Source organism: Pseudomonas sp. RIT778 (genome assembly GCF_019718735.1).
Classification (GTDB): Bacteria; Pseudomonadota; Gammaproteobacteria; order Pseudomonadales; family Pseudomonadaceae; genus Aquipseudomonas; species Aquipseudomonas aphyarum.
Window position 1 is genome coordinate 73055 of sequence record NZ_JAIHBA010000032.1, and the last position, 21726, is coordinate 94780.

The window sequence follows — 21726 nt, forward strand, 5'->3', positions numbered from 1 at the left end:
TTACGAGATACCCCATGAGTCAGCAAACGCCGTACATCTTCGACGCCACGACGGCCGACTTCGACCAGTCAGTGATCGAGGCTTCCTTTCAAAAACCGGTGCTGGTGGATTTCTGGGCCGAATGGTGTGCGCCGTGCAAGGCGCTGATGCCGATGCTGCAAGGCATCGCCGAGAGCTATCAGGGCGAGTTGCTGCTGGCCAAGGTCAATTGCGATATCGAGCAGGACATCGTCGCGCGCTTCGGCATCCGCAGCCTGCCGACCGTAGTGCTGTTCAAGGATGGTCAACCGGTGGACGGCTTTGCCGGTGCGCAACCGGAATCCGCCGTGCGCGCCCTGCTCGAACCGCATGTACAGATGCCGGCGCCGTCCGCCGCCGATCCGTTCGAACAGGCTCAGGCACTGTTTGACGAAGGCCGTTACGCCGACGCTGAAGCGACACTGGTTACGCTGCTGGGCGAAGACAACACCAACGCCAAGGCGCTGATCCTCTACGCTCGCTGCCTGACCGAACGCGGTGAGCTGGGCGAAGCGCAAACCGTGCTCGACGCGGTCAAGAGCGACGAGCACAAGGCTGCACTGGCCGGTGCCAAGGCGCAGATCAAGTTCCTTGGTCTGGCCCGCGACCTGCCGGACGCCGCCGACCTGAAGAGCCGTCTGGCGCAAAACCCGCAGGACGACGAAGCGGTGTATCAACTGGCGATCCAGCAACTGGCCCGTCAGCAATACGAAGCGGCGCTGGACGCACTGCTCAAGCTGTTCATCCGCAACCGCAGCTACGGCGAAGGCCTGCCGCACAAGACCTTGCTGCAAGTGTTCGAACTGCTGGGCAACGATCACCCGCTGGTGACCGCTTACCGGCGCAAGGTGTTTGCGGCGCTGTACTAAGCGCCTACTCGACCCAGCTGTAGAGCGGCGTGTCCCCGCCGCTCAGCACTTTCACATCGGATGAATGACGCAGGCGCACCAGCAGGCGCTTGCCCGCCGCCGCGCTGCCGGTCAGCCCTTCGAGCTGATCCAGCAATTCCGGCCCGCTGAGCTGTCCGGCCTTGCGCAACACATCCCTGGCGACCTGCCACAACGCGTCATCCTGATTCACCGGTTTCGCCACCGGCGCCGCCGCCGCTGCTGCTTGCGGCTGGGCCGTCTGCACCTGCACGCCAAACTGCGCACCGAGCCGCGCCCAGTCGCTTTCATCCAGTTCCAGGGTCAAATCCACCGGCAACTCGCCGACGGTTCCGCGTATCCGCAACATAAGCTTCGCTCCCGCACATTTCTGACCCGCATGCTCCCATGGGACTTGTGTAACGCCAAGCGGGCGGGCAAACTCTGCGCACTTTCGTTATAAGATTACATAACAAACTCTTCACTTTACTTCCCGGAGACCGCCATGCGTCGTCTGCTGCTCGCTTTGCCGTTTGCCCTGTTGCCGCTGGCCATCGCCCAGGCTGCCGATGAGCATGATCACGATCATGAACACGGCAGCCTCGGTGCCCACGAACATGGCGTCGGTCGCCTGAACGCCGCCCTCGACGGCCAGACCCTGGAGCTGGAACTGGAAAGCCCGGCGATGAACCTCGTGGGTTTTGAGCACGTCGCCACCAGCGATGCGGACAAGGCCAAGGTCGCAGCCGCGCGTGCTCAGCTGGAAAAACCGCTGGCGCTGTTCAGTCTGCCGGCCGCCGCCGGTTGCAAGGTCACCAGCCAGGAACTGGAAAGTCCGCTGTTCGGCGACAAGCCGGATGCCGACGACCACGACGAAGAGGAAGCCGGCAAGGACGGTCACGAGCATCATCACGACCACAGCGAAATCCACGCCCACTACCAGTTCAGCTGTGCGGCGCCGGGTGCGTTGAAAACCCTGGATCTGGCGAACCTGTTCAATACCTTCCCGGCCACCCAGAAAATTCAGGTACAACTGATCAGCCCGAGCGGCCAGCAAGGCACGGAAGTGACGGCCAAGGCCGCCGCCCTGAAGTTCTGACACGAAACGGCGCCATGACCCAAGCACTCATCGAACTGTCCGACCTGGGCTTCAACTGGCCCGGTCACCCGCCGCTGCTGGACATCCCGGCGTTTCGCCTGGAAGCCGGCGAAACCCTGTTCCTCAAGGGCCCCAGCGGCAGCGGCAAGACCACCCTGCTCGGCCTGCTCGGCGGGGTGCAGAAACCCGGTCGCGGCAGCATTCGCCTGCTCGGCCAGGAACTGACCGAACTGGGTGCCGGCGCCCGTGATCGCTTTCGGGTCGATCACACCGGCTACATTTTCCAGCAGTTCAACCTGCTGCCGTTTCTCTCGGTGCGCGAGAACGTCGAGCTGCCGTGCCACTTTTCGAAGCTGCGTGCAGAACGTGCGAAGCAGCGTCATGGCAGCGTCGATCAGGCTGCCGCCACCCTGCTCGCCCACCTGGGTTTGAAGGACGAAAGCATCCTGAGTCGCCGCGCCGATTCGCTGTCGATCGGTCAGCAACAGCGGGTCGCCGCAGCGCGCGCATTGATCGGGCAACCGGAACTGGTGATCGCCGACGAACCGACCTCGGCACTGGATTACGACGCCCGGGAAAACTTCATTCGCCTGCTGTTCGCCGAGTGCCGCGAAGCCGGCTCGAGCCTGTTGTTCGTCAGCCACGACCAGAGTCTGGCGCCGCTGTTCGACCGTCACCTGTCCCTGGCCGAACTCAATCGCGCCGCCACGTCTGCCGAGGTCTGAGATGTATCTGTTCCGTCTGGCCATGGCCAGCCTCGCCAACCGGCGTTTCACTGCCCTGCTCACTGCTTTCGCCATCGCGCTTTCCGTCTGCCTGCTGCTGGCGGTTGAGCGGGTGCGCACCGAAGCCAAGGCCAGTTTCGCCAGCACCATCAGCGGCACCGACCTGATCGTCGGCGCCCGTTCCGGTTCGGTGAACCTGTTGCTGTACTCGGTATTCCGCATAGGCAACGCCACCAACAACATTCGCTGGGACAGCTTCGAACACTTCGCCAGCAACCCGAAGGTGAAGTGGGCGATTCCGATGTCCCTCGGCGACTCCCATCGCGGCTACCGGGTGATGGGCACCACCGAAGCCTATTTCGAGCATTACCAGTACGGTCGCCAGCAGCATCTCGAACTGGCCGACGGCCGCGCCTTCGCCACCGATCCGTTCGAAGTGGTGCTCGGTGCCGAAGTGGCCGAGGCGCTGCATTACAAGCTCGGCGACAAACTGGTGCTGGCCCACGGCGTGGCGGCGATCAGTCTGGTCAAGCACGATGACAAACCGTTCACCGTGGTCGGGATTCTCAAGCGCACCGGCACCCCGGTGGACCGCACGCTGCACATCAGCCTCGGCGGCATGGAGGCGATCCACATCGACTGGCACAACGGTGTGCCGGCCCGTGGCAACGGACGGATCAGCGCCGATCAGGCGCGCAACATGGACCTGACGCCGCAAGCGATCACCGCGTTCATGCTTGGCCTCAACAGCAAGATTTCCACCTTCGCGCTGCAACGGGAGATCAACGAATTCCGTGGCGAGCCAATGCTGGCGATCCTGCCGGGCGTGGCCCTGCAGGAACTTTGGAGTCTGATGAGCACCGCCGAAAAAGCGCTGTTCGTAGTCTCGCTGTTCGTGGTGCTGACCGGGTTGATCGGCATGCTCACGGCGATTCTCACCAGCCTCAACGAACGCCGTCGCGAGATGGCGATCCTGCGTTCGGTAGGCGCGCGGCCGTGGCACATCGCGAGCCTGCTGGTGCTGGAAGCATTTGCTCTGGCGCTGACCGGGGTGATCGCCGGGCTGGCGTTGCTGTACCTCGGCATCGCCGCTGCTCAGGGTTATGTGCAGGCCAATTACGGGCTGTATCTGCCGCTGGCCTGGCCAAGCGAGTATGAATGGACGCTGCTCGGTGGCATTCTGGCTGCCGCGCTGCTGATGGGCAGCGTACCGGCCTGGCGCGCGTATCGCCAATCATTGGCCGATGGCCTGTCGATCCGTTTATGAGGATGTTCACCATGCCCCGCGCCGTGCTTGCGCTGCTGTTGCTGGTCGCCCTGCCCGTGTGGGCGGCGGCGCCGAAAGATCTGACCTGGTCGGAGATGATCCCGCCGGACGCGGCGCCGGAAGTGCCGAACATGACGCCGCTGCACGACCTGTCGAAGATGAGCGATGCGCTGTCCGCCGAATCGGCGCCGGCAGCCAAGCAGGACATGCCCAACGCCCCCGTGGTGCAAAGCCTCGACGGCCAGAACATTCGCCTGCCAGGCTACATCGTGCCGCTGGAAGTCAGCGAGGAAGGTCGCACCACGGACTTCCTGCTGGTGCCGTACTTCGGCGCCTGCATCCACGTGCCGCCACCGCCGTCGAACCAGATCGTGCACGTGAAAAGCGAACTCGGCGTGAAGCTCGACGAGCTGTATCAGCCGTACTGGGTGGAGGGGCCATTGCAGGTCAAGCAGTCCACCAGCGAACTGGCCGATGCCGGGTATCAGATGGATGCGGACAAGATTTACGTCTACGAACTGCCGGAGTAACTCCGGTAATTCTGTACTGTTTGGCCCATTGTCTTCGCGAGCAAGCTCGCTCCCACAGTTGACCGAGCTCTAATGTGGGAGCGAGCTTGCTCGCGAAGGGGCCGGCAAAGGTTCCACAAATAAACCCGCCATCACTGTTTCATTGAGCTGAGTCAAAAGACCGTATCAGACGGATTCGTACCATAGGACATCAAACATTTTTAACGTCCTTTGGGAGCTTCCATGAACAAGTCCTTGCTCAGCGCCTCGCTGTTTGCCCTCGCGCTCGCAGCCCCGCTCGCCCACGCCCACGAAGCCGGCGACATCATCGTTCGTGCCGGTGCGATCACCGTCAACCCGAAGGCCGACAGCTCCAGCGTCAAGGTCGATCAGGGTCCGTTGAGCGGCACCAACCTGGGCGGCAAGGCGACCATGAGCAGCGACACCCAACTGGGTCTGAACTTCGCTTACATGCTGACCAACAACATCGGTATCGAGCTGTTGGCCGCGTCCCCGTTCGAACATGACGTGAAGCTCAAAGGCACTGCCCTGCCAGCCGCCAACGGCAAGCTCGGCACTCTGAAACACTTGCCGCCGACCCTGAGCGTCGTCTACTACCCGCTGGACGCCAAATCGGCCTTCCAGCCGTACATCGGCGGCGGCATCAACTACACCTGGATCTACGACGAGCACGTCGGCAGCGAAGCCCAGTCCAACGGCTTCAGCAACTTCAAGGCGAAAAACTCCTGGGGCCTGGCCTGGCAGGTCGGCGCCGACTACATGCTGACCGACAATATCATGCTCAACGCCCAGGTGCGCTACATCGACATCGATACCCGCGCCACCGTCGAGAACAACGCCGTGGCTCCGGGCACTCGCGCAAAAGTGAATGTCGACGTCGATCCATTTGTGTACATGGTCGGTCTGGGCTACAAGTTCTAAGCAGCAATCAAAGAACGTTCACGTGGTGGTGAATGAGGCTTGGTAGCGGGCAGGCTCAGAACTGACGGCGATGTTACGCCATCGACCGGGGAGCAAGCTCCCTCGCTACAGGAAACCGGTGTGAAACCCGAATTCCGGCCGTGAAAAAGGCGCCTGTCAAAAGGCGCCTTTTTCATGTCTGCGAGAAGCTCAGCGGCCGAGCAAACGGGCCAGGCCGACGTTCATCGGTGTTGGCGTCGGGCACTTGAATCGCTCAAGCAACCGGCTGTTGTTCGCCCGCGAATGACGGATGTCACCGGAGCGCGCCGGGCCGTAGCTGACGGGCGGCAATTCGCCGACCACCGCTTCGAGCGCGGCCAGCATCTGCTTGAGATTGGTCGCCTGATTCCAGCCGACGTTCACCGCACCGACGTCCACTTGCGGCTTTTCGATCGCCTGCACCAGCACATCGACCAGATCTTCGACGTACATGAAATCCCGGGTCTGCTCGCCATCGCCGAACACGGTGATCGGCAGGCCTTTCTGCGCGCGTTCGCTGAAGATGCTGATCACCCCGGAGTACGGCGAGGACGGATCCTGACGCGGGCCGAAGATGTTGAAGAAACGGAAGATCGCCGGTTCCAGAGCGTGCTGGCGGCGATAGAAATCGAAGTACTGCTCGCCGGCCAGTTTGTCCGACGCATAAGGCGTCAACGGCGCCTTGGGCGTGTCTTCGTCAATCGACTCGCCTTCGCCATTGTTGCCGTAGACCGCCGCGCTGGAAGCGTACAGCACACGTTTGACGCCGGCCTCGCGCATGGCTTCGCAGACGTTCAGCGTGCCGATGAAATTGCTTTGGTGAGTTTTCACCGGATCGTCCACCGACGCCTGCACCGACGCAACGGCAGCCAGGTGGGCGACAGCGCTGCAACCCTGCATCGCCTGCGCGACCAAAGCGGCGTCGGCCACATCGCCGACGATCAGTTCGACCTTGGGGTTGTCCAGCGGCAGGTTGCTGCGCTTGCCGGTCGACAGATCATCGAGGATCCGCACCGAATGGCCGTTGGCGAGCAACGCGTCAGTCAGGTGCGAGCCGATGAAACCGGCGCCGCCGGTGATTAAAACAGGGCCGTCAGCCATGGCGATAAAACCTATCCAGTAAGCCCGGGAGCGCGGCACGCCAGGCGCGCGGCTTGATCCCGAAGGTGTGCAGAATTTTCTTGCAGGCGAGCACCGCGTGTTGCGGTTCTTCGGCGGCATCCGGCCGCGCGGCGTGGGCCTGGGCGGTCGGCGCTTCGATGGCCAGCGGGTGCAGGCCGCGCGCTTCGGTGAGAATCGCCTGGCCCAGCGCGAGCGGCGTGGTCGCCTCGTGGCCGGCGTAGTGGTAAGTGCCCCACAGCGGCGCGGCGCAATCGAGTTGTTTGAGCACCGAGATGATTACCCGCGCGGCATCGTCGACCGGGGTCGGATTGCCACGGCGGTCATCGGCCAGCAGCAATTCTTCCGGTTGTTCGGCACGGGCCAGGAAGCGCCCGAGGGTGCCTTCCGGGCTGTCGTCGAGCAGCCAGCCAAAGCGCAGCAGCACGTGTTGCGGGCAGGTGGCACGCACGCTCTGCTCGATCCGCCACAGAGCCTGACCGCGCAGGCCCAACGGCACCGGTTCGTCCTTTTCGCTGTAGGCGGTGGCGCGGGAACCGTCGAACACCCGATAACTGGACGGCTGCACCAGCACGATGTTGTGGTGCTGGCACAGTTCGGCCAGTCGCTCGATGGCGCGTTCCTGCCCGGCCAGACGGCTTTCGCTGACGGCCTCGGCCTGGAACCAGTCGAAATAGTAGGCAAGGTTGATCAATGCATCGGGACGGGTGTCGTCGAGCAGTTGAGTCAGGCTCGCGGCATCCCAGCCGTCTTCGGGCGGGCGGGGGGCGAGGAAACCGATGTCTTCCTCTGCACCGAGGCGAATCAGCGCCTGCCCAAGGGCATTTCCGCCGCCCAGTAACATAAGGCGCATTCGCATAGAGTCAGCAGGCCCAGTCTGATTGGAACGATGGCTTTGGCGACGATGTTTGGTACAGCGTCGTCGATAATTGCCGGAATCGTTGCATTTTGCGGGTTTAGTGCGCAACCGTCACCCGTAAAGTGTAGATCCCGAGCGGTACTTGCAACTTCGCCCGCCCACCCGCATAACTGAAGCCATGAATCTGCCCCTCCCCAAGGACGCGGCGCTGGCAGGCTTTCACCCCGCCGTCAGCGCCTGGTTCAGCAGCACATTCCCGACGGTGACCGCCGCCCAGGCCCGCGCATGGCCGTTGATCCGCCAGCGCCGCTCGACGCTGATCGCTGCGCCCACCGGATCTGGGAAAACCCTCACCGCATTCCTCGCCGTGCTCGACGATCTGGTCCACCGTGGCCTGGAAACCCCGGACGGTCTGCCGGACGAAACCCTGGTGGTCTACGTTTCGCCGCTCAAGGCGCTGTCCAACGACATCCGCATCAACCTGCAAAATCCGCTGGCCGGAATAACCGACCAGTTACGCCAAATGGACCTGCCGGCGCTGGAAATCACCACCGCCGTGCGCACCGGCGACACCCCGCAGAAAGACCGCGCCGCCATGCGCAAGAGCGCGCCGCACATTCTGGTGACCACCCCGGAATCGCTCTACGTGCTGCTCGGCTCGGAATCCGGCCGAAAAATACTCGGCACCACGCGCACGGTGATCGTCGATGAAATCCATGCCATCGCCGCCGGCAAACGCGGCAGTCACCTGGCCTTGAGCCTCGAACGCTTGCAGGCGCTGTGTCCTGAACCGCTGACCCGCATCGGTCTTTCGGCCACGCAGAAACCGATCGATGCGGTGGCGCGTTTTCTGGTGGGTCATGAGCGCCCGTGCGAAATCATCGACATCGGCCACGCGCGCCCAAGGGATCTGGGCATTGAAGTACCGCCGGTGCCGTTGTCGGCGGTGATGGCCAATGATGTCTGGGAACTGGTCTACGACCGTCTCGCCACGTTGGCCCGGGAACACCGCACCACGCTGATTTTCGTCAACACCCGCCGTCTGGCCGAGCGCCTGAGCCGGCACCTGAGCGAACGCCTCGGCAAACACGCGGTGGCGGCACACCACGGCAGTCTGGCCAAGGAATTTCGCCTCGACGCCGAGCAGCGGCTCAAGCGTGGCGAGCTACAAGTGCTGATCGCCACCGCGTCGCTGGAACTGGGGATCGACATCGGCGAAGTCGACCTGGTGTGCCAGATCGCCTCGCCGCGTTCGATTGCCGGTTTTCTGCAACGGGTCGGCCGCTCCGGGCACCAGGTCGGCGGCACGCCCAAGGGGCGCCTGTTCGCCACTACCCGCGATGACCTGATCGAATGCGCCGCGCTGCTCGACTGCGTGCGCCGGGGTGAACTCGATACGCTGCACATCCCCGAAGCGCCGCTGGATGTGCTGGCGCAGCAGATCATCGCCGAGGTCAGTTGCCAGGAATGGGCCGAGGACGATTTGCTCGCGCTGTTCCGCCGGGCCGAACCCTACGCCCGCCTCGACGAAAAACATTATCAGGCGCTGCTGAGCATGCTCGCCGAGGGTTACAACGGCCGCCAGGGCATCCGCAGCGCCTACCTGCACCGCGACGCCGTCAGCCGAACCCTGCGCGGACGACGCGGCGCCCGGCTGACCGCCGTCACCAGCGGCGGCACCATCCCCGACAACGCCGACTACAGCGTATTGCTCGAACCTCAGGGCCTGAACATCGGCAGCGTCAACGAAGACTTCGCCGTGGAAAGCATTGCCGGCGACGTGTTCCAGCTCGGCAACGCCTCCTATCGCATCCTGCGGGTGGAAACCGGCAAGGTGCGGGTCGAAGATGCCCACGGCCAGCCGCCGACCATTCCGTTCTGGCTCGGCGAAGCACCGGGACGCAGCGATGAGTTGTCGGCGGCCGTGGCGCGCCTGCACGCGCAACTCGATCAATTGCTCAGCGCCAGCCCCGGCAATCTGCAACCGGCCCTCGACTGGCTGACCGACACCCTCGGTCTGAACCTGGCCAGCGCCGAACAACTGGTGGATTACCTGGCCCGCGCCCGCCTCGCCCTCGGCGCCTTGCCGTCGCGCGACACGCTGCTGATGGAGCGGTTTTTCGACGAGTCCGGCGGCACCCAGCTGATCATTCATTCGCCGTTCGGCAGCCGAATCAATCGCGCCTGGGGCCTGGCCCTGCGCAAGCGTTTCTGCCGCACCTTCAACTTCGAATTGCAGGCCGCCGCAAGCGAAGACGCGATCGTGCTGTCGCTGTCCACCAGCCACAGTTTCGAACTCGACGAGGTCTGGCGTTACCTGCACAGCAACAGCGCCGAGCACATTCTGATTCAAGCGGTGCTGGATGCGCCGCTGTTCGGCGTGCGCTGGCGCTGGAATGCCGGCGTGGCGCTGGCCCTGCCGCGCTACACCGGCGGACGCAAGGTCGCGCCGCAATTGCAGCGGATGAAAAGCGAAGACCTGATCGCCAGCGTGTTTCCCGATCAGATCGCCTGCCTGGAAAACCTCGCCGGTGAACGGGAAGTCCCCGAGCATCCGCTGGTGGAACAGACCCTCGACGATTGCCTGCACGAGGCGATGGACAGTGAAGGCTGGCTCGAACTCCTGCGGCGCATGGAGCGCGGCGAAGTGCGCCTGATCGCCCGTGACCTTCCGGCGCCCTCGCCGCTGGCGGCGGAAATCCTCAGCGCCCGCCCCTACACCTTTCTCGACGATGCGCCGCTGGAAGAGCGTCGCACCCAGGCCGTGCTCAACCGCCGCTGGAGCGATCCGCAATCCACTGATGACCTCGGCGCGCTGGACGCCGACGCGATCAACGCCGTGCGCGAAGAAGCCTGGCCGACACCAAACAGCGCCGATGAAATGCACGAAGCGCTGATGAGCCTGGCCTGCATCAGCGACCGCGAGGTCGAGGCCAATCCGCAGTGGCGCGATTGGCTGAATGCTCTGGCCAATACCGGGCGAGCCTGCCGATTGCAGATCGATCCCGAGCATTCACTGTGGCAGGCAAGAGAACGCCTGACCTGTCTGCAAGCGCTTTATCCACAGGCGCATTCGGCACTCCCCGCGTTACCCGGTTTCGACGAAGCATGGACGGCCGATGACGCACTGATCGAAGTGATCCGCGCGCGGCTCGGCGCATTCGGTCCGCTACCGCTGGCGGCGATTGCCGAACCCCTGGCCTTGATGCCGGCCTCTGCTCTTCAAGCCCTCGCTCATCTGGAGCGCGAAGGTTATGTACTGCGCGGCCAGTTCACGCCGGGGTCGACTGTTGAGGAATGGTGCGAGCGGCATCTGCTGGCGCGCATTCATCGCTACACGGTCAAGCGTCTGCGCCGGGAAATCGAGCCGGTGGCGTTGCAGGAATTCATGCGGTTTCTGTTCGACTGGCAGCACTTGTCCCCGTCAACCCGTGGTCAGGGCAGCACTGTGTTGCCGGCGATTGTCGGTCAGTTCGAAGGCTATCCGGCTGCTGCTTCGGCGTGGGATAGCGACCTCCTTTCCGCGCGGCTCAAGGACTATTCATCGAGCTGGCTGGATGATCTGTGCCGCAGCGGAAAACTCGTGTGGACGCGACTCAGCGCCCGACAAAACATCAGCGGCACGGCATTGCGCAGCACGCCGATCGTGTTGTTGCCGCGCAGTCAGGTTGGCTTGTGGAGTGCACTGGCCGAGCAGACGCCGGTCAGTGAACTGTCGCCCAAGACCCGCAAGGTTTTCGACGCACTGAGCCAGCACGGCGCGCTGTTTTTCGATGAGCTGATCCATGAAGCGCGCCTGCTGCGCACCGAGCTGGAAATCGCCTTGCAGGAACTGGTCGGCGCCGGCCTGGTGAATGCCGACAGCTTTGCCGGATTGCGGGCGCTGATCACCCCGGCGAGCAAGCGCCAGCAGCGCAGCAGTCGACGCGGGCGCGGGGCGTTTGTCGGGGGCATGGACGATGCCGGGCGCTGGGCGTTATTGCGTCGCGGGCCGGTTGCGGAAAACCGTCAAACAGCGTCGCCCGAAACGCTTGAACACGTCGCCATGACCTTGTTGCGTCGCTATGGCGTGGTGTTCTGGCGCCTGCTGGAACGTGAGGCTGATTGGCTGCCGAGCTGGCGCGAACTGCTGCGCACATTCCATCGGCTGGAAGCCCGGGGCGAGATTCGTGGCGGGCGGTTTGTCAGCGGTCTGGCGGGCGAGCAATTCGCCCTGCCCGAGGCGATTCCGCTGTTGCGCGAAGTCCGCCGTCGCCCCCATGACGGCAGCCTGATTGCGGTGTGCGGCGTCGATCCGCTGAACCTCGCCGGCACCTTGTTGCCGGGGGCGAAAGTGCCGGCGCTGGCGAGCAATCGGCTGGTGTATCGCGACGGCCTGCCGGTCGCTGCCGAGGTCGCGGGCAAGCAGCAATTCTGGGTGGAACTGGATCAGGTTTCCATGGAGCAGGTGCGCAGCAAACTGATCCGGCATTGATGTAAACCGGTCTGGCCTCTTCGTCGGATCGCCGCCCGGACCAAGCCCGCTCCCACAGGGTTCTTTGTGATGCCGAAATAGCAGGCACCGCCCAATTACTGTGGGAGCGGGCTTGCCCGCGAAAGGGCCGGCACATGCACTACAAGAACGCCTATTGAGTCGGCGATTGCTCCGGCAACACTACCGACGAATGCACCGGCGCCACCTCTTCTTCCTGGCGTTTGGGCAGCAAAACCTGCTGTGGATAAGTCTGGGCGAAATGCACCCACGGGCTGTTATCCACAAGCTTTTTCAAACGCTGGTTGAACGCGCGGCTCACCGCATATTGCCCGCCCGACACTGTGCGAAATTGCGCGGTCAGCACCACGCCGTTCAGGTCCATCTTGTCTACGCCAAATACATCCAGCGGCCCTTGCAGGTTGTACTTGAGGAACGGGTCTTCGCGAATCGAATCCCCCGCCTCGCGGATCAGCTCAATGGCCTTGTCGACATCGGTGTCGTAGGTGAACTGCACCGAGAAAAACGCGAACGCAAACTGCCGCGATTGGTTGGTCACCGCCTTGATCTGGCCGAACGGCACCGAGTGCACGAAGCCCTTGCCATCGCGCAGGCGCAAGGTGCGAATGGTCAGGCCTTCGACCGTGCCGGCGTGCCCGGAATCGAGCACCACCCAATCGCCGATCGACAGGGTGTCTTCGATGATGATGAACAGCCCGGTGATCACGTCCTGCACCAGTTGCTGCGAGCCGAAACCGATGGCCAGGCCGACCACCCCGGCACCGGCCAGCAGCGGCGCGACGTTGATCCCCAGATTGGCCATGGTGGTGATCGCACAGATCACCACCAGGATGATTTTGATCGCGTTGCGCAGCAGCGGCAGGATGGTTTTCACCCGGGTGCTGGGCTGGCGCGCCGAGCGTTTGCTGACCGGCGGTTTTAGTGCTTCCTGAATCGCCGTGTCGAGCACCACCCACAGCAGCCATGTCACGAGGAAGATCAGGCCGATGCTGCTCAGGGCATTGCTGATCGCCCGGCCGACCGTGCTGCTCTGGGCGAAGTCGAGCAGCGACACGCCCCAGATCCGCCCGAGAATGTCGATGAACGCGATCGCGATGATGATCCGCAATAAGGCGTGCAACAGGCTGAGAAAGCGTTCCTTGTAGGCACTGCTGCGCTGGATCGCCTCGGCCTTGCGCGACTTGAACAGGTGTTGCAGCACGGTGCTCAGAAACACCGTGCCGATCAGCAACACCGTGGTGAGCAACGCGCAGCGCAGGGCTTTCTGGTTGTCCTCGCCGATGCCGATCAGATTGACCGCCGAGACCAGCACCATCAGCACGATCGGCCAGTACCAGAGCCCGGAAAAAATCCGCAGCGACTCCTGCAACGACGGCTGTTTCAGACGCTGGACCAGCGGGCGATTGCGGATCAGGTGCGCCACCGGCCGACGCAGGCGAATCACCAGCAGACCGAAGATGATCGAGGCCAGCAGACCGGTGAACACCGCGATGCTGCTGGTGATGTTGCCGCCCAGTTGCCGGGCGATCTGCGGGCTGGTCAGGGCATCGCTGAGGGCAGCGAGAAAGCCGATCAGGAACAGCGGTTTCGGGCAGTAGTCGCGGATGATCTGCACCGCACGGCGCTTGTGGCCGACGTTGAACATCACCACCACGCACAACAGCATCGACGTGGAAAATATCCCGCTGCTGGTGGCGTAGGCAAAACACAGCGCCAGCGCGCGACCGACCGAGGCCGACAGAAAATGGCTGACGTACAGGGTCAACGGCAGGCAGATCAGCGCGGGCAGCGTGTAGGGCAACAGGTAACCGAGCAGGTCCTGACTGCGTTGGCGGGTGCGCAGCCAGCGCCCTTCCCGCAGACGTTTGCCCAGCACGCTGCCGAGCACCGTCAACACGGCAAACGTGCCCAGCCACACGCCGGAGAGCATCAGGAAATCCCCCGCCACGCTCCAGCCGGAGCGGTTCGAGGGTTGGTTGACCAGCCTGTCGACTTCATCCGCCGCCCGGTCGGCGCGCAGGCGCCAGGCGTCGACCAGATGCTCGTTGAGATCGAGTTTGTCCTGCACGTCGTCGATGCTGGAACTGATGGCGCCGAGCAGTCCGCCCTGCACGATCGGTTCCGGCTCGGCCGGCTCTTCACTGGCCGCCGGAACGCCCGGCAGGCTGGCGGCTTGTACTGCATTGCCGCCGAACAACAGCAATGCCCCCAATAGAATCGCGATCCTGAACCTGGTCAAAACGCAGAGCTCCCTTGGTTGAACCTGTAAGGAACTGATCGGTTTTGGCCCGGCAAGTTCGGTTTTTGCGGTTGATCGTTTCCAAGCTCCACTCCCCTCGTTGATCGTTCCCACGCTCCGCGTGGGAATGCAGCCAGAGACGCTCCGCGTCTCGAAGAGCGGACGCAGAGCGTCCACGGAGGCATTCCCACGCAGAGCGTGGGAACGATCACCTTACGATCAGCGTTAGGGCTGATATTTGCGTCGCACGCAAATATCAAATGCCCATCCCCGTATTTTTCCACCCCCGCCAAACCCCGACACTGCGCTCCATTCAATCCTCAACCGGAGTGCCGTCATGCCCATTGCCCTGCTCGCGCTGACCCTCAGCGCTTTCGCCATCGGGACGACCGAGTTCGTCATCGTTGGCCTGCTTCCCACCATCGGCGCCGATCTCGGCGTCAGCCTGCCGTCCGCCGGTCTGCTGGTCAGTCTGTATGCCCTCGGCGTAGCCATCGGTGCGCCAGTGCTGACCGCCCTCACCGGCAAAGTCCCGCGCAAACTGTTGCTGCTGTCGCTGATGGTGCTGTTCACCCTCGGCAACCTGCTGGCCTGGCTGGCGCCGAGTTATGAATCGCTGGTACTGGCGCGAATCGTCACGGGTCTGGCCCATGGCGTGTTCTTCTCCATCGGTTCGACCATCGCCACCAGCCTGGTGCCCAAGGAAAAAGCCGCCAGTGCGATTGCGATCATGTTCACCGGCCTGACCGTGGCGCTGGTCACCGGCGTGCCACTGGGCACGTTCATCGGTCAGCACTTCGGCTGGCGTGAAACCTTCCTCGCCGTGTCGGCGCTGGGTGTCATCGCGTTCATCGGCAGCCTGCTGTACGTGCCGAACAACATTGCCCACAGCAAACCGGCGTCGCTGTTGCAGCAATTGCAGGTGCTCAAGCAACCGCGCCTGTTGCTGGTGTACGCCATGACCGCCATCGGTTACGGCGGCTCGTTCATCGCCTTCACGTTCCTGGCGCCGATCCTTCAGGACATCTCCGGCTTCAGCGCCGGCACCGTCAGCCTGGTGTTGCTGGTGTACGGCGTGTCGGTGGCCGCCGGCAACATCTGGGGCGGCAAACTGGCGGACAAACGCGGGCCGATCAGCGCGCTGAAAATCATCTTCGCCCTGCTCGCCGCCGTGCTGTTCGTGCTCACCTTCACCGCCGGCAACCCATGGCTGGCGCTGGCCACCGTGCTGGTCTGGGGCGCAGTCGCCTTCGGCAATGTGCCGGGCTTGCAGGTGTATGTGGTGCGTCAGGCTGAACATCACACGCCGCACGCCGTGGACGTGGCATCAGGCCTGAACATTGCCGCGTTCAACCTCGGGATTGCCGGCGGTGCGTGGGGTGGCGGTTTGATCGTCGAGCACATCGGCCTGATTCACACTGCATGGATCGGCGGCCTGGTAGTGCTGGTGGCATTGGCCCTGACGGTATGGAGCGGTCGCCTCGATCGCCTGGGCCCGGTGTACGCCGAACCCGCCGAAGGCTCGACCCGAATCGTCACCGGGCACTAATCCGGCGCAACCCGACCGTCCGTAATCCTGTCGAAACTTTCCCGAACCGCCCGCAGTCATCCACAGACAGAGGCCGTACGGGGACTTTCGACGGGAGGGCGGCATGGCAACGATTCATATCGGTATTTCAGGCTGGCGTTACGCCCCGTGGCGCGGGGACTTTTACCCCAAGGGGCTGGCGCAGAAACGCGAATTGCAGTTCGCCTCACGGGCGGTCAACAGCATCGAAATCAACGGATCGTTCTACGCCCTGCAACGGCCCGAACGCTACGCCCAGTGGTACGCCGAAACACCGGACGACTTCGTGTTCAGCATCAAGGCGCCGCGCTTCATCACCCACATCCGCCGCCTGCGCGATATCGAAAAACCCCTGGCCAATTTCTTTGCCTCCGGGGTGCTGGAATTGAAGGAAAAATTCGGCCCGATCCTCTGGCAGTTCCCGCCCAACTTCACATTCGACCCCGAGCGTTTCGAAGCTTTTCTCGATCAGTTGCCCCACGACACCCAGGCTGCCGCCGCCCTCGCCCGCCAGCACGATTCACACCTGCACGGCCACGCCAGCATGAAGGCCTACGGCAAAAAACCGCTGCGCCATGCCGTGGAAATCCGCAACGACAGCTTCATCGACCCCGACTTCGTGCGCCTGCTCAAACGCTACAACACCGCTCTGGTGATCGCCGACACCGCCGGGAAATGGCCGTACCGCGAAGACCTGACCAGCGATTTCGTCTACCTGCGCCTGCACGGTGCCGAAGAGCTCTACGCCAGCGGTTACACCCGTGCCGCGCTGCAACGCTGGGCCGAACGGATCGACGCCTGGCACCATGGCCGGCAACCGGGCGACGCCCATTTGATCGCGCCGCGCTTGAAGCCTCGTGCCCGTAAATCCCGCGAGGTTTTCTGCTACTTCGACAACGACATCAAGGTCCGCGCGCCGTTCGATGCCCGCAGCCTGTTGCAGCGTTTCGAACAGGATAAAAACCTCGAAACCATGCCCGGTGAACCGGCCGACGAAGGGGTACTCGCATGAGCATTCCCGAGCCGCTCGGCTTCACCGACGAGCAGTCCACGGTCATCACCACGGTGCGCCGTTTCACCGTGCTGACGGTCAACACCCACAAGGGTTTCACCGCACTGAACCGGCGTTTCATCCTGCCGGAATTGCGCGAAGCGGTGCGCAGCGTGTCCGCCGATGTGGTGTTTCTTCAGGAAGTCCACGGCACCCACGAGCACCATCCCAAACGTTACGAAAACTGGCCGACGATGCCGCAGTATGAGTTTCTCGCCGACAGCCTCTGGCCGCAGTTCGCCTATGGGCGCAACGCGGTGTATCCGGACGGCGATCACGGTAATGCAGTGCTGTCGAAATTCCAGATCGTGCGCCATGACAACCTCGACGTTTCGATCAGCGGACATGAAAACCGCGGCCTGTTGCACTGCGTGCTGCGCCTGCCGGGAGACGACCGTGAAGTACATGCGATCTGCGTCCATCTGGGCCTGCGCGAAAGCCATCGCAACGATCAACTGGGCTTGCTGCGAGAACGCCTTTCCGAGTTGCCCGGTGACGCGCCGGTGATCGTCGCCGGCGATTTCAACGACTGGCGCCAGCGCGCCGATGCCTTGCTTGAACCCTGTGGCCTGCGTGAAGTGTTTGCGGCGCATCACGGCAAACCGGCGCGCAGTTTTCCCGCGCGCATGCCGCTGCTGCGCCTGGACCGGATCTACGTGCGCAACCTAAAAGCCAGTCAACCCAAAGTGCTGGCGAACCGTCCCTGGTCACACCTTTCCGACCACGCACCGCTATCGGTGGAGATTGAACTATGAGCAGTGCACCGTTGGAGAAATCCGCCGTGGAACCAGTCAGCATCACCCCGCCCGTGCGCGAGCCGGGCACCGTCGATGTCGAGTATCGCTGGCAGGGCAACAACCGGCTCGAGCTGCTGGAAAACGGCGAGGAATATTTTCCCCGGGTGTTCGAAGCGATGCGCGCGGCGAAAAGCGAAATCCTGCTGGAGACCTTCATCGTCTTCGAAGACAAGGTCGGCATGGAATTGCAGGAAATCCTGATCGATGCCGCCCGGCGTGGCGTGCGCACCACCGTCAGCCTCGACGGCTTCGGTTGTGGCGAACTGAGCACCGGTTATCTGACCGCGCTGAGCGATGCCGGCGTGCATTTGCAAATCTTCGATCCGGCCCCGAAACGCTTGGGCATTCGCACCAACTGGTTCCGCCGTTTGCACCGCAAGATTGTGGTAGTCGACGGGCTGGTTGCGTTCATCGGCGGGATCAATTTTTCCGGCGATCACCTGGCCGATTTCGGTCCCGAAGCGAAGCAGGATTACTCGGTGGAAATTCAGGGCCCGGCGGTGGCCGACATCCATCATTTCGCTCTGCTGCAAAGCGGCCGTCCGGGGCGGGCGAGGTTCTGGTGGCAACGCCGTCGACAGCGGCGCGCCGAGATGGCATTCGATGACCACGACGGTCAGGTGCGTCTGGTGTTCCGCGACAATGATCGCCACAACACCGACATCGAAGACGTTTATTTGCAGGTACTGCGCCGCGCCCAACGGCGGGTGGTGATCGCCAACGCCTACTTCTTTCCCGGCTATCGCCTGCTGCGCGAAATCCGCAACGCGGCCCGGCGCGGAGTCGAAGTGCGGCTGATTCTGCAGGGGCAGCCGGACATGCTGGTGGCCAAACTCGCCGCGCGCATGACCTACGACTACCTGCTCAAGGCCGGGGTGCAGATTCACGAATATTGCGAGCGGCCGCTGCACGGCAAAGTGGCGCTGGTGGACGAGGAATGGAGCACCGTCGGTTCGAGCAATCTCGACCCGCTGAGCCTGTCGCTGAACCTGGAAGCCAACGTGCTGATCCGCGACCGCGCCTTCAATCGCCACTTGTTCGAGCGCCTCGAAGACCTCAGCCACAACCATTGCAAGGCGATGGACGCCGCGAAGTCGCCGCGCGGGCGAATCTGGCACATGACCGTGGGCTTTCTGGTGTTTCACTTCCTGCGGCATTTCCCGGCGATGGCCGGCTGGCTGCCGGCGCACAAGCCACGGCTCAAACCCTTCACCCACGCCGCCGGGAGCGATCCGTCATGAGCCAATCCGAAGCCCACGCGGCGGTGCATCCGGCACCGGCGGGCAAGTCCCGCTGGAGCCGCTGGAAGCGTCCGCTGACCCTGCTGTTTTTCCTCGCGCTGATCGTGCTGCTGACGATGTTCGCCAGCCGCATCGAATGGGCCGAGGTGCTGCAAACTCTCGCCGACTTCAAGGTGCGCACGCTGATCATTGCCTCCAGCCTGACCCTGCTGAGCTTTCTGGTGTACGCCAGTTTCGACCTGATCGGCCGCACCTACATTCGTCAGGATCTGACCTGGAAACAGATTCTGCCGGTGGGCGTCATCAGCTACGCCTTCAATCTCAACTTGAGCGCATGGGTCGGCGGGATCGCCATGCGCTATCGCCTGTATTCGCGGCTCGGGGTGAGCAAAAGCAACATCGCCAAGATCCTCGGCCTGAGCCTGGCGACCAACTGGTTCGGCTACATGACCATCGCCGGCGTGGTGTTCGCTAGCGGGCTGGTGCGGATGCCACCGGGCTGGAAAATCAGCAGCGGTGCGTTGCAGGGCATTGGCGTGTTGCTGCTGTTGGTCAGTGTCGGCTATCTGGTCGCCTGCCAGTTTTCCCGGCGGCGCGAGTGGTCGATTCGCGGGGTAGAAATCAACCTGCCGTCGCTGCGCATGGCGGTCCTGCAATTACTGCTCGGGGCGCTGAACTGGTCGCTGATGGCGGCGGTGATTTTCACCTTGCTGCCGAGCAAGCTCGACTATCCACTGGTGCTCGGGGTGCTGCTGATCAGCGCGATTGCCGGGGTCATCACCCACATTCCCGCCGGGCTCGGCGTGCTGGAAGCGGTGTTCGTGGCGCTACTGCAACACGAGGCTTCCCGGGGCAGTCTGGTGGCAGGATTGCTGGCCTATCGGGCGATCTATTTCCTGCTGCCGCTGCTGATCACCGTGCTGATGTACCTGGTGGTGGAAGCCAAGGCCAAGGCGTTGCGGATCGAGAAGAAACCCAAATCCTGATCAGCGCGACTGAATGATGCTCAACCGCTCGCCCACCACCATCTCGGTGATCCAGTCGACCAGGATCGAGGTGTAGGCCTGCTGCGAGGTCGGGTCGCTCAGGGCATGGTCGGCGCCATCGATGATGCGGTGAGTCAGCGAGTGGGTCTGCTGGCACGCGGCGCGGTAACTCATGATCGTCGCGTGGGGCACGTAGTCATCGGTTTCCGATTGCACCAGCAGCACGTCCCCGGTGAATTGCGAGCAGGCGTGTAAGGCGCGGTTGCTGTCGGCGCGCACCAGGGTGCCGCGATAATCGCGCAGGTCGGCCTTGTCCAGATCTCGCTTGGGCGTGTGCCATTGCTCGTCGCGGTACAACGCCGGCACCCGCAGCGCCAGCCAACGCACCGGGCGCAGCGAGGTGAGGATCGAGGCGAGATATCCACCATAGCTGGTGCCCACCACCGCAATGGCCGAGGTATCCAGCGCCGGATGAGCGAGCAGTCGGTCGTAGGCCGCCAGCAAGTCGCGCAAGTTATCTTCACGGGTGACCCGGCTCAGCGGAATGCCGGTGCCGCCGGTGTGCCCGCGCAGGTCGAACGTCAGGCACACGCAACCCAGGCCGGCGATGCCTTTGGCCCGTTCCAGATCCCGCTCCTGACTGCCGCCCCAGCCGTGCACGAACAACACGCCGGGGACTTTCGATTTGGGACTGAGGAACGTCCCGCTCATCTGTTCATCATCAATGTCGATTTGAATGCTTTCGCTTCTAGCCGTCATAGGATTTAACCGTTACATATTTGAGGAGAAAGTCGCTGTTCTCGGCCGGCCCGCGATACACCTCGATGGCATCCGCCGGCAGGGCCTGATCGATATAGGTTTCCACCGACGACACGCGGATCGCGCGCATCGAGGGATCGTTGACGAAACTTTGCAGCGCCGCCACTTCCGCGCTGCTGGCGCCGCCCATGCGCCAGGACTGTTCGAGCACGCCACTGCGCGGCCGGCCTTCGCTGTCCAGGCCCTGGGCGATGTCGTAATTGCGCCGCGAGGCATAAAAACGCGGATAGGCTTCGTCCGCCGCCCGGTCGAAGACCTGCGCCTGCTGGATCGCCAGACGCACGTCGTCGGGCAGATCCAGCGTCAGCAGATCCTCATAACCGCCCTGCACCACCAGCAGGTTCGAGCCGCCGTACACTTCCTCGCCGTGGGCATCTTTGGTCAAGTATTGATCACCGCAGTAACTCAGCACCCGGTCGCCGATGAACGACTGGCCGACGCTGTGGGTGACCACCTGACTCAAATCCTGCTCCAGCACCACGCCATCGCTGAACAGTTCTCCGGCCTCGGGTCGGGCGAGGATTTCGTCGAACGCATCCAGGCTCTTGATTACTTCCTGACCGCGCCCGGCGCAGGCGTGGATCGGCTTGATCCGGATCGGTCCGCTGTACAACAGATGTTCGGCGGCGGGCCGTGCATCCTCCAGCGCAAAGACGCTGAGCCCGTCCAGCACCACGCTGCGCACCCGCTCGGAAAACAGCGGCGACCAGCCTTGCGGCGCATGGGCCTGATGGCTGCGCAAACCGTGGCTGATGGCTTTGGTGCAGATGAAATCGTGCTCGACGAAACCGCCCCACAAATCATCCGGACCGCTCACGCCCAGTTCGCGGGCCGCCGCGCCGACGAGGGTCTGGGTCGGCAACAGATAAATATCCCGGCCGCGATGCTTTTCGGCGTCGTAACTGCCGCCGAACTTGAGGCCAAGGATCTGCGCCAGCCATCGCGCGAGGGCTTTGTTGGTCTGCACTTCATGTTGTGGCGCGCCGGGTCGAACCGAGTGGGCGACGACCACTTTCCTGCGGGATGTCGGGGTCATGCGTCCCCCTTCCAACGGCGGGTTGAATGTAGGTCAGAGGGTGCAGAGATCAGGCCAACCGGGGCTTGCCTGAAAC

18 protein-coding genes are annotated in these 21726 nt (G+C 63.3%); 12 read left to right on the forward strand and 6 right to left on the reverse strand.

Going from position 1 to position 21726, the window contains the following annotated elements; genetic code table 11:
• Nucleotides 1-14 precede the first annotated feature (14 nt).
• On the forward strand, nt 15-887 hold the full coding sequence (gene trxA, locus K5E37_RS22055; RefSeq protein WP_007955581.1) for a thioredoxin: 873 nt from the start codon (nt 15-17) through the stop codon (nt 885-887).
• Between the two features lie 4 nt (nt 888-891).
• Here trxA and K5E37_RS22060 read toward each other — a convergent pair whose 3' ends face one another.
• Nucleotides 892-1254: a hypothetical protein gene (locus K5E37_RS22060; RefSeq protein WP_221535139.1), complete on the reverse strand. Its 363-nt coding sequence runs from the start codon at nt 1252-1254 to the stop codon at nt 892-894.
• Between the two features lie 135 nt (nt 1255-1389).
• Here K5E37_RS22060 and K5E37_RS22065 point away from each other — a divergent pair, with 135 nt between their 5' ends.
• From K5E37_RS22065 to K5E37_RS22085, 5 genes are all read left to right on the forward strand, one after another.
• Complete coding sequence (locus K5E37_RS22065) at nt 1390-1983, forward strand: DUF2796 domain-containing protein (protein ID WP_221535140.1); 594 nt, start codon at nt 1390-1392, stop codon at nt 1981-1983.
• A 14-nt stretch (nt 1984-1997) separates the two neighbouring features.
• Complete coding sequence (locus K5E37_RS22070) at nt 1998-2708, forward strand: ABC transporter ATP-binding protein (RefSeq protein WP_007955587.1); 711 nt, start codon at nt 1998-2000, stop codon at nt 2706-2708.
• A 1-nt stretch (nt 2709) separates the two neighbouring features.
• The gene (locus K5E37_RS22075) at nt 2710-3975 is read left to right on the forward strand and encodes an ABC transporter permease (RefSeq protein WP_074691637.1); all 1266 of its coding nucleotides are present in this window, start codon (nt 2710-2712) and stop codon (nt 3973-3975) included.
• Nucleotides 3976-3986: 11 nt separating this feature from the next.
• Nucleotides 3987-4505, forward strand: a complete 519-nt coding sequence (locus K5E37_RS22080) for a DUF3299 domain-containing protein (protein ID WP_085688098.1) — start codon at nt 3987-3989, stop codon at nt 4503-4505.
• Between the two features lie 222 nt (nt 4506-4727).
• Nucleotides 4728-5426, forward strand: a complete 699-nt coding sequence (locus K5E37_RS22085) for an OmpW family protein (RefSeq protein ID WP_007955593.1) — start codon at nt 4728-4730, stop codon at nt 5424-5426.
• A 189-nt stretch (nt 5427-5615) separates the two neighbouring features.
• Here the strand turns inward: K5E37_RS22085 and K5E37_RS22090 are convergent, their stop codons facing one another.
• Both K5E37_RS22090 and K5E37_RS22095 read right to left on the reverse strand, forming a co-directional pair.
• Nucleotides 5616-6545 carry an NAD-dependent epimerase/dehydratase family protein gene (locus tag K5E37_RS22090; protein ID WP_221535141.1) on the reverse strand — a complete coding sequence of 310 codons (930 nt, stop codon included), beginning with the start codon at nt 6543-6545 and terminating at the stop codon, nt 5616-5618.
• Nucleotides 6538-7422, reverse strand: coding sequence for a sugar nucleotide-binding protein (locus tag K5E37_RS22095; protein ID WP_045121788.1), 885 nt, complete (start codon nt 7420-7422; stop codon nt 6538-6540). The genes K5E37_RS22090 and K5E37_RS22095 overlap by 8 nt, the downstream gene beginning before the upstream one ends.
• Before the next feature lie 178 nt (nt 7423-7600).
• Between K5E37_RS22095 and K5E37_RS22100 the strand changes: the two genes are divergently transcribed.
• On the forward strand, nt 7601-11896 hold the full coding sequence (locus K5E37_RS22100; RefSeq protein WP_221535142.1) for a DEAD/DEAH box helicase: 4296 nt from the start codon (nt 7601-7603) through the stop codon (nt 11894-11896).
• Between the two features lie 151 nt (nt 11897-12047).
• Here K5E37_RS22100 and K5E37_RS22105 read toward each other — a convergent pair whose 3' ends face one another.
• Entirely contained in the window at nt 12048-14153 is a 2106-nt protein-coding gene (locus tag K5E37_RS22105) for a mechanosensitive ion channel family protein (RefSeq protein ID WP_221535143.1), read from the reverse strand.
• Between the two features lie 337 nt (nt 14154-14490).
• Between K5E37_RS22105 and K5E37_RS22110 the strand changes: the two genes are divergently transcribed.
• The 5 genes from K5E37_RS22110 (at nt 14491) to K5E37_RS22130 (ending at nt 19795) form a co-directional block, all read left to right on the forward strand.
• The gene (locus tag K5E37_RS22110) at nt 14491-15702 is read left to right on the forward strand and encodes an MFS transporter (RefSeq protein ID WP_221535144.1); all 1212 of its coding nucleotides are present in this window, start codon (nt 14491-14493) and stop codon (nt 15700-15702) included.
• Between the two features lie 103 nt (nt 15703-15805).
• Nucleotides 15806-16732, forward strand: a complete 927-nt coding sequence (locus K5E37_RS22115) for a DUF72 domain-containing protein (protein ID WP_221535145.1) — start codon at nt 15806-15808, stop codon at nt 16730-16732.
• Nucleotides 16729-17526: an endonuclease/exonuclease/phosphatase family protein gene (locus K5E37_RS22120; RefSeq protein ID WP_221535146.1), complete on the forward strand. Its 798-nt coding sequence runs from the start codon at nt 16729-16731 to the stop codon at nt 17524-17526. Before K5E37_RS22115 ends, K5E37_RS22120 begins: the two co-directional genes overlap by 4 nt.
• Nucleotides 17523-18809 carry a cardiolipin synthase ClsB gene (gene clsB / locus K5E37_RS22125; RefSeq protein ID WP_221535147.1) on the forward strand — a complete coding sequence of 429 codons (1287 nt, stop codon included), beginning with the start codon at nt 17523-17525 and terminating at the stop codon, nt 18807-18809. Before K5E37_RS22120 ends, clsB begins: the two co-directional genes overlap by 4 nt.
• Nucleotides 18806-19795, forward strand: a complete 990-nt coding sequence (locus tag K5E37_RS22130) for a lysylphosphatidylglycerol synthase domain-containing protein (RefSeq protein WP_221535148.1) — start codon at nt 18806-18808, stop codon at nt 19793-19795. Before clsB ends, K5E37_RS22130 begins: the two co-directional genes overlap by 4 nt.
• Here K5E37_RS22130 and K5E37_RS22135 read toward each other — a convergent pair whose 3' ends face one another.
• Together K5E37_RS22135 and K5E37_RS22140 are read right to left on the reverse strand one after the other, a co-directional pair.
• Complete coding sequence (locus K5E37_RS22135; RefSeq protein ID WP_007955615.1) at nt 19796-20554, reverse strand: S9 family peptidase; 759 nt, start codon at nt 20552-20554, stop codon at nt 19796-19798. It lies immediately after the preceding gene.
• On the reverse strand, nt 20544-21650 hold the full coding sequence (locus K5E37_RS22140; RefSeq protein ID WP_221535149.1) for a DUF3182 family protein: 1107 nt from the start codon (nt 21648-21650) through the stop codon (nt 20544-20546). The genes K5E37_RS22135 and K5E37_RS22140 overlap by 11 nt, the downstream gene beginning before the upstream one ends.
• Nucleotides 21651-21726 lie beyond the last annotated feature (76 nt).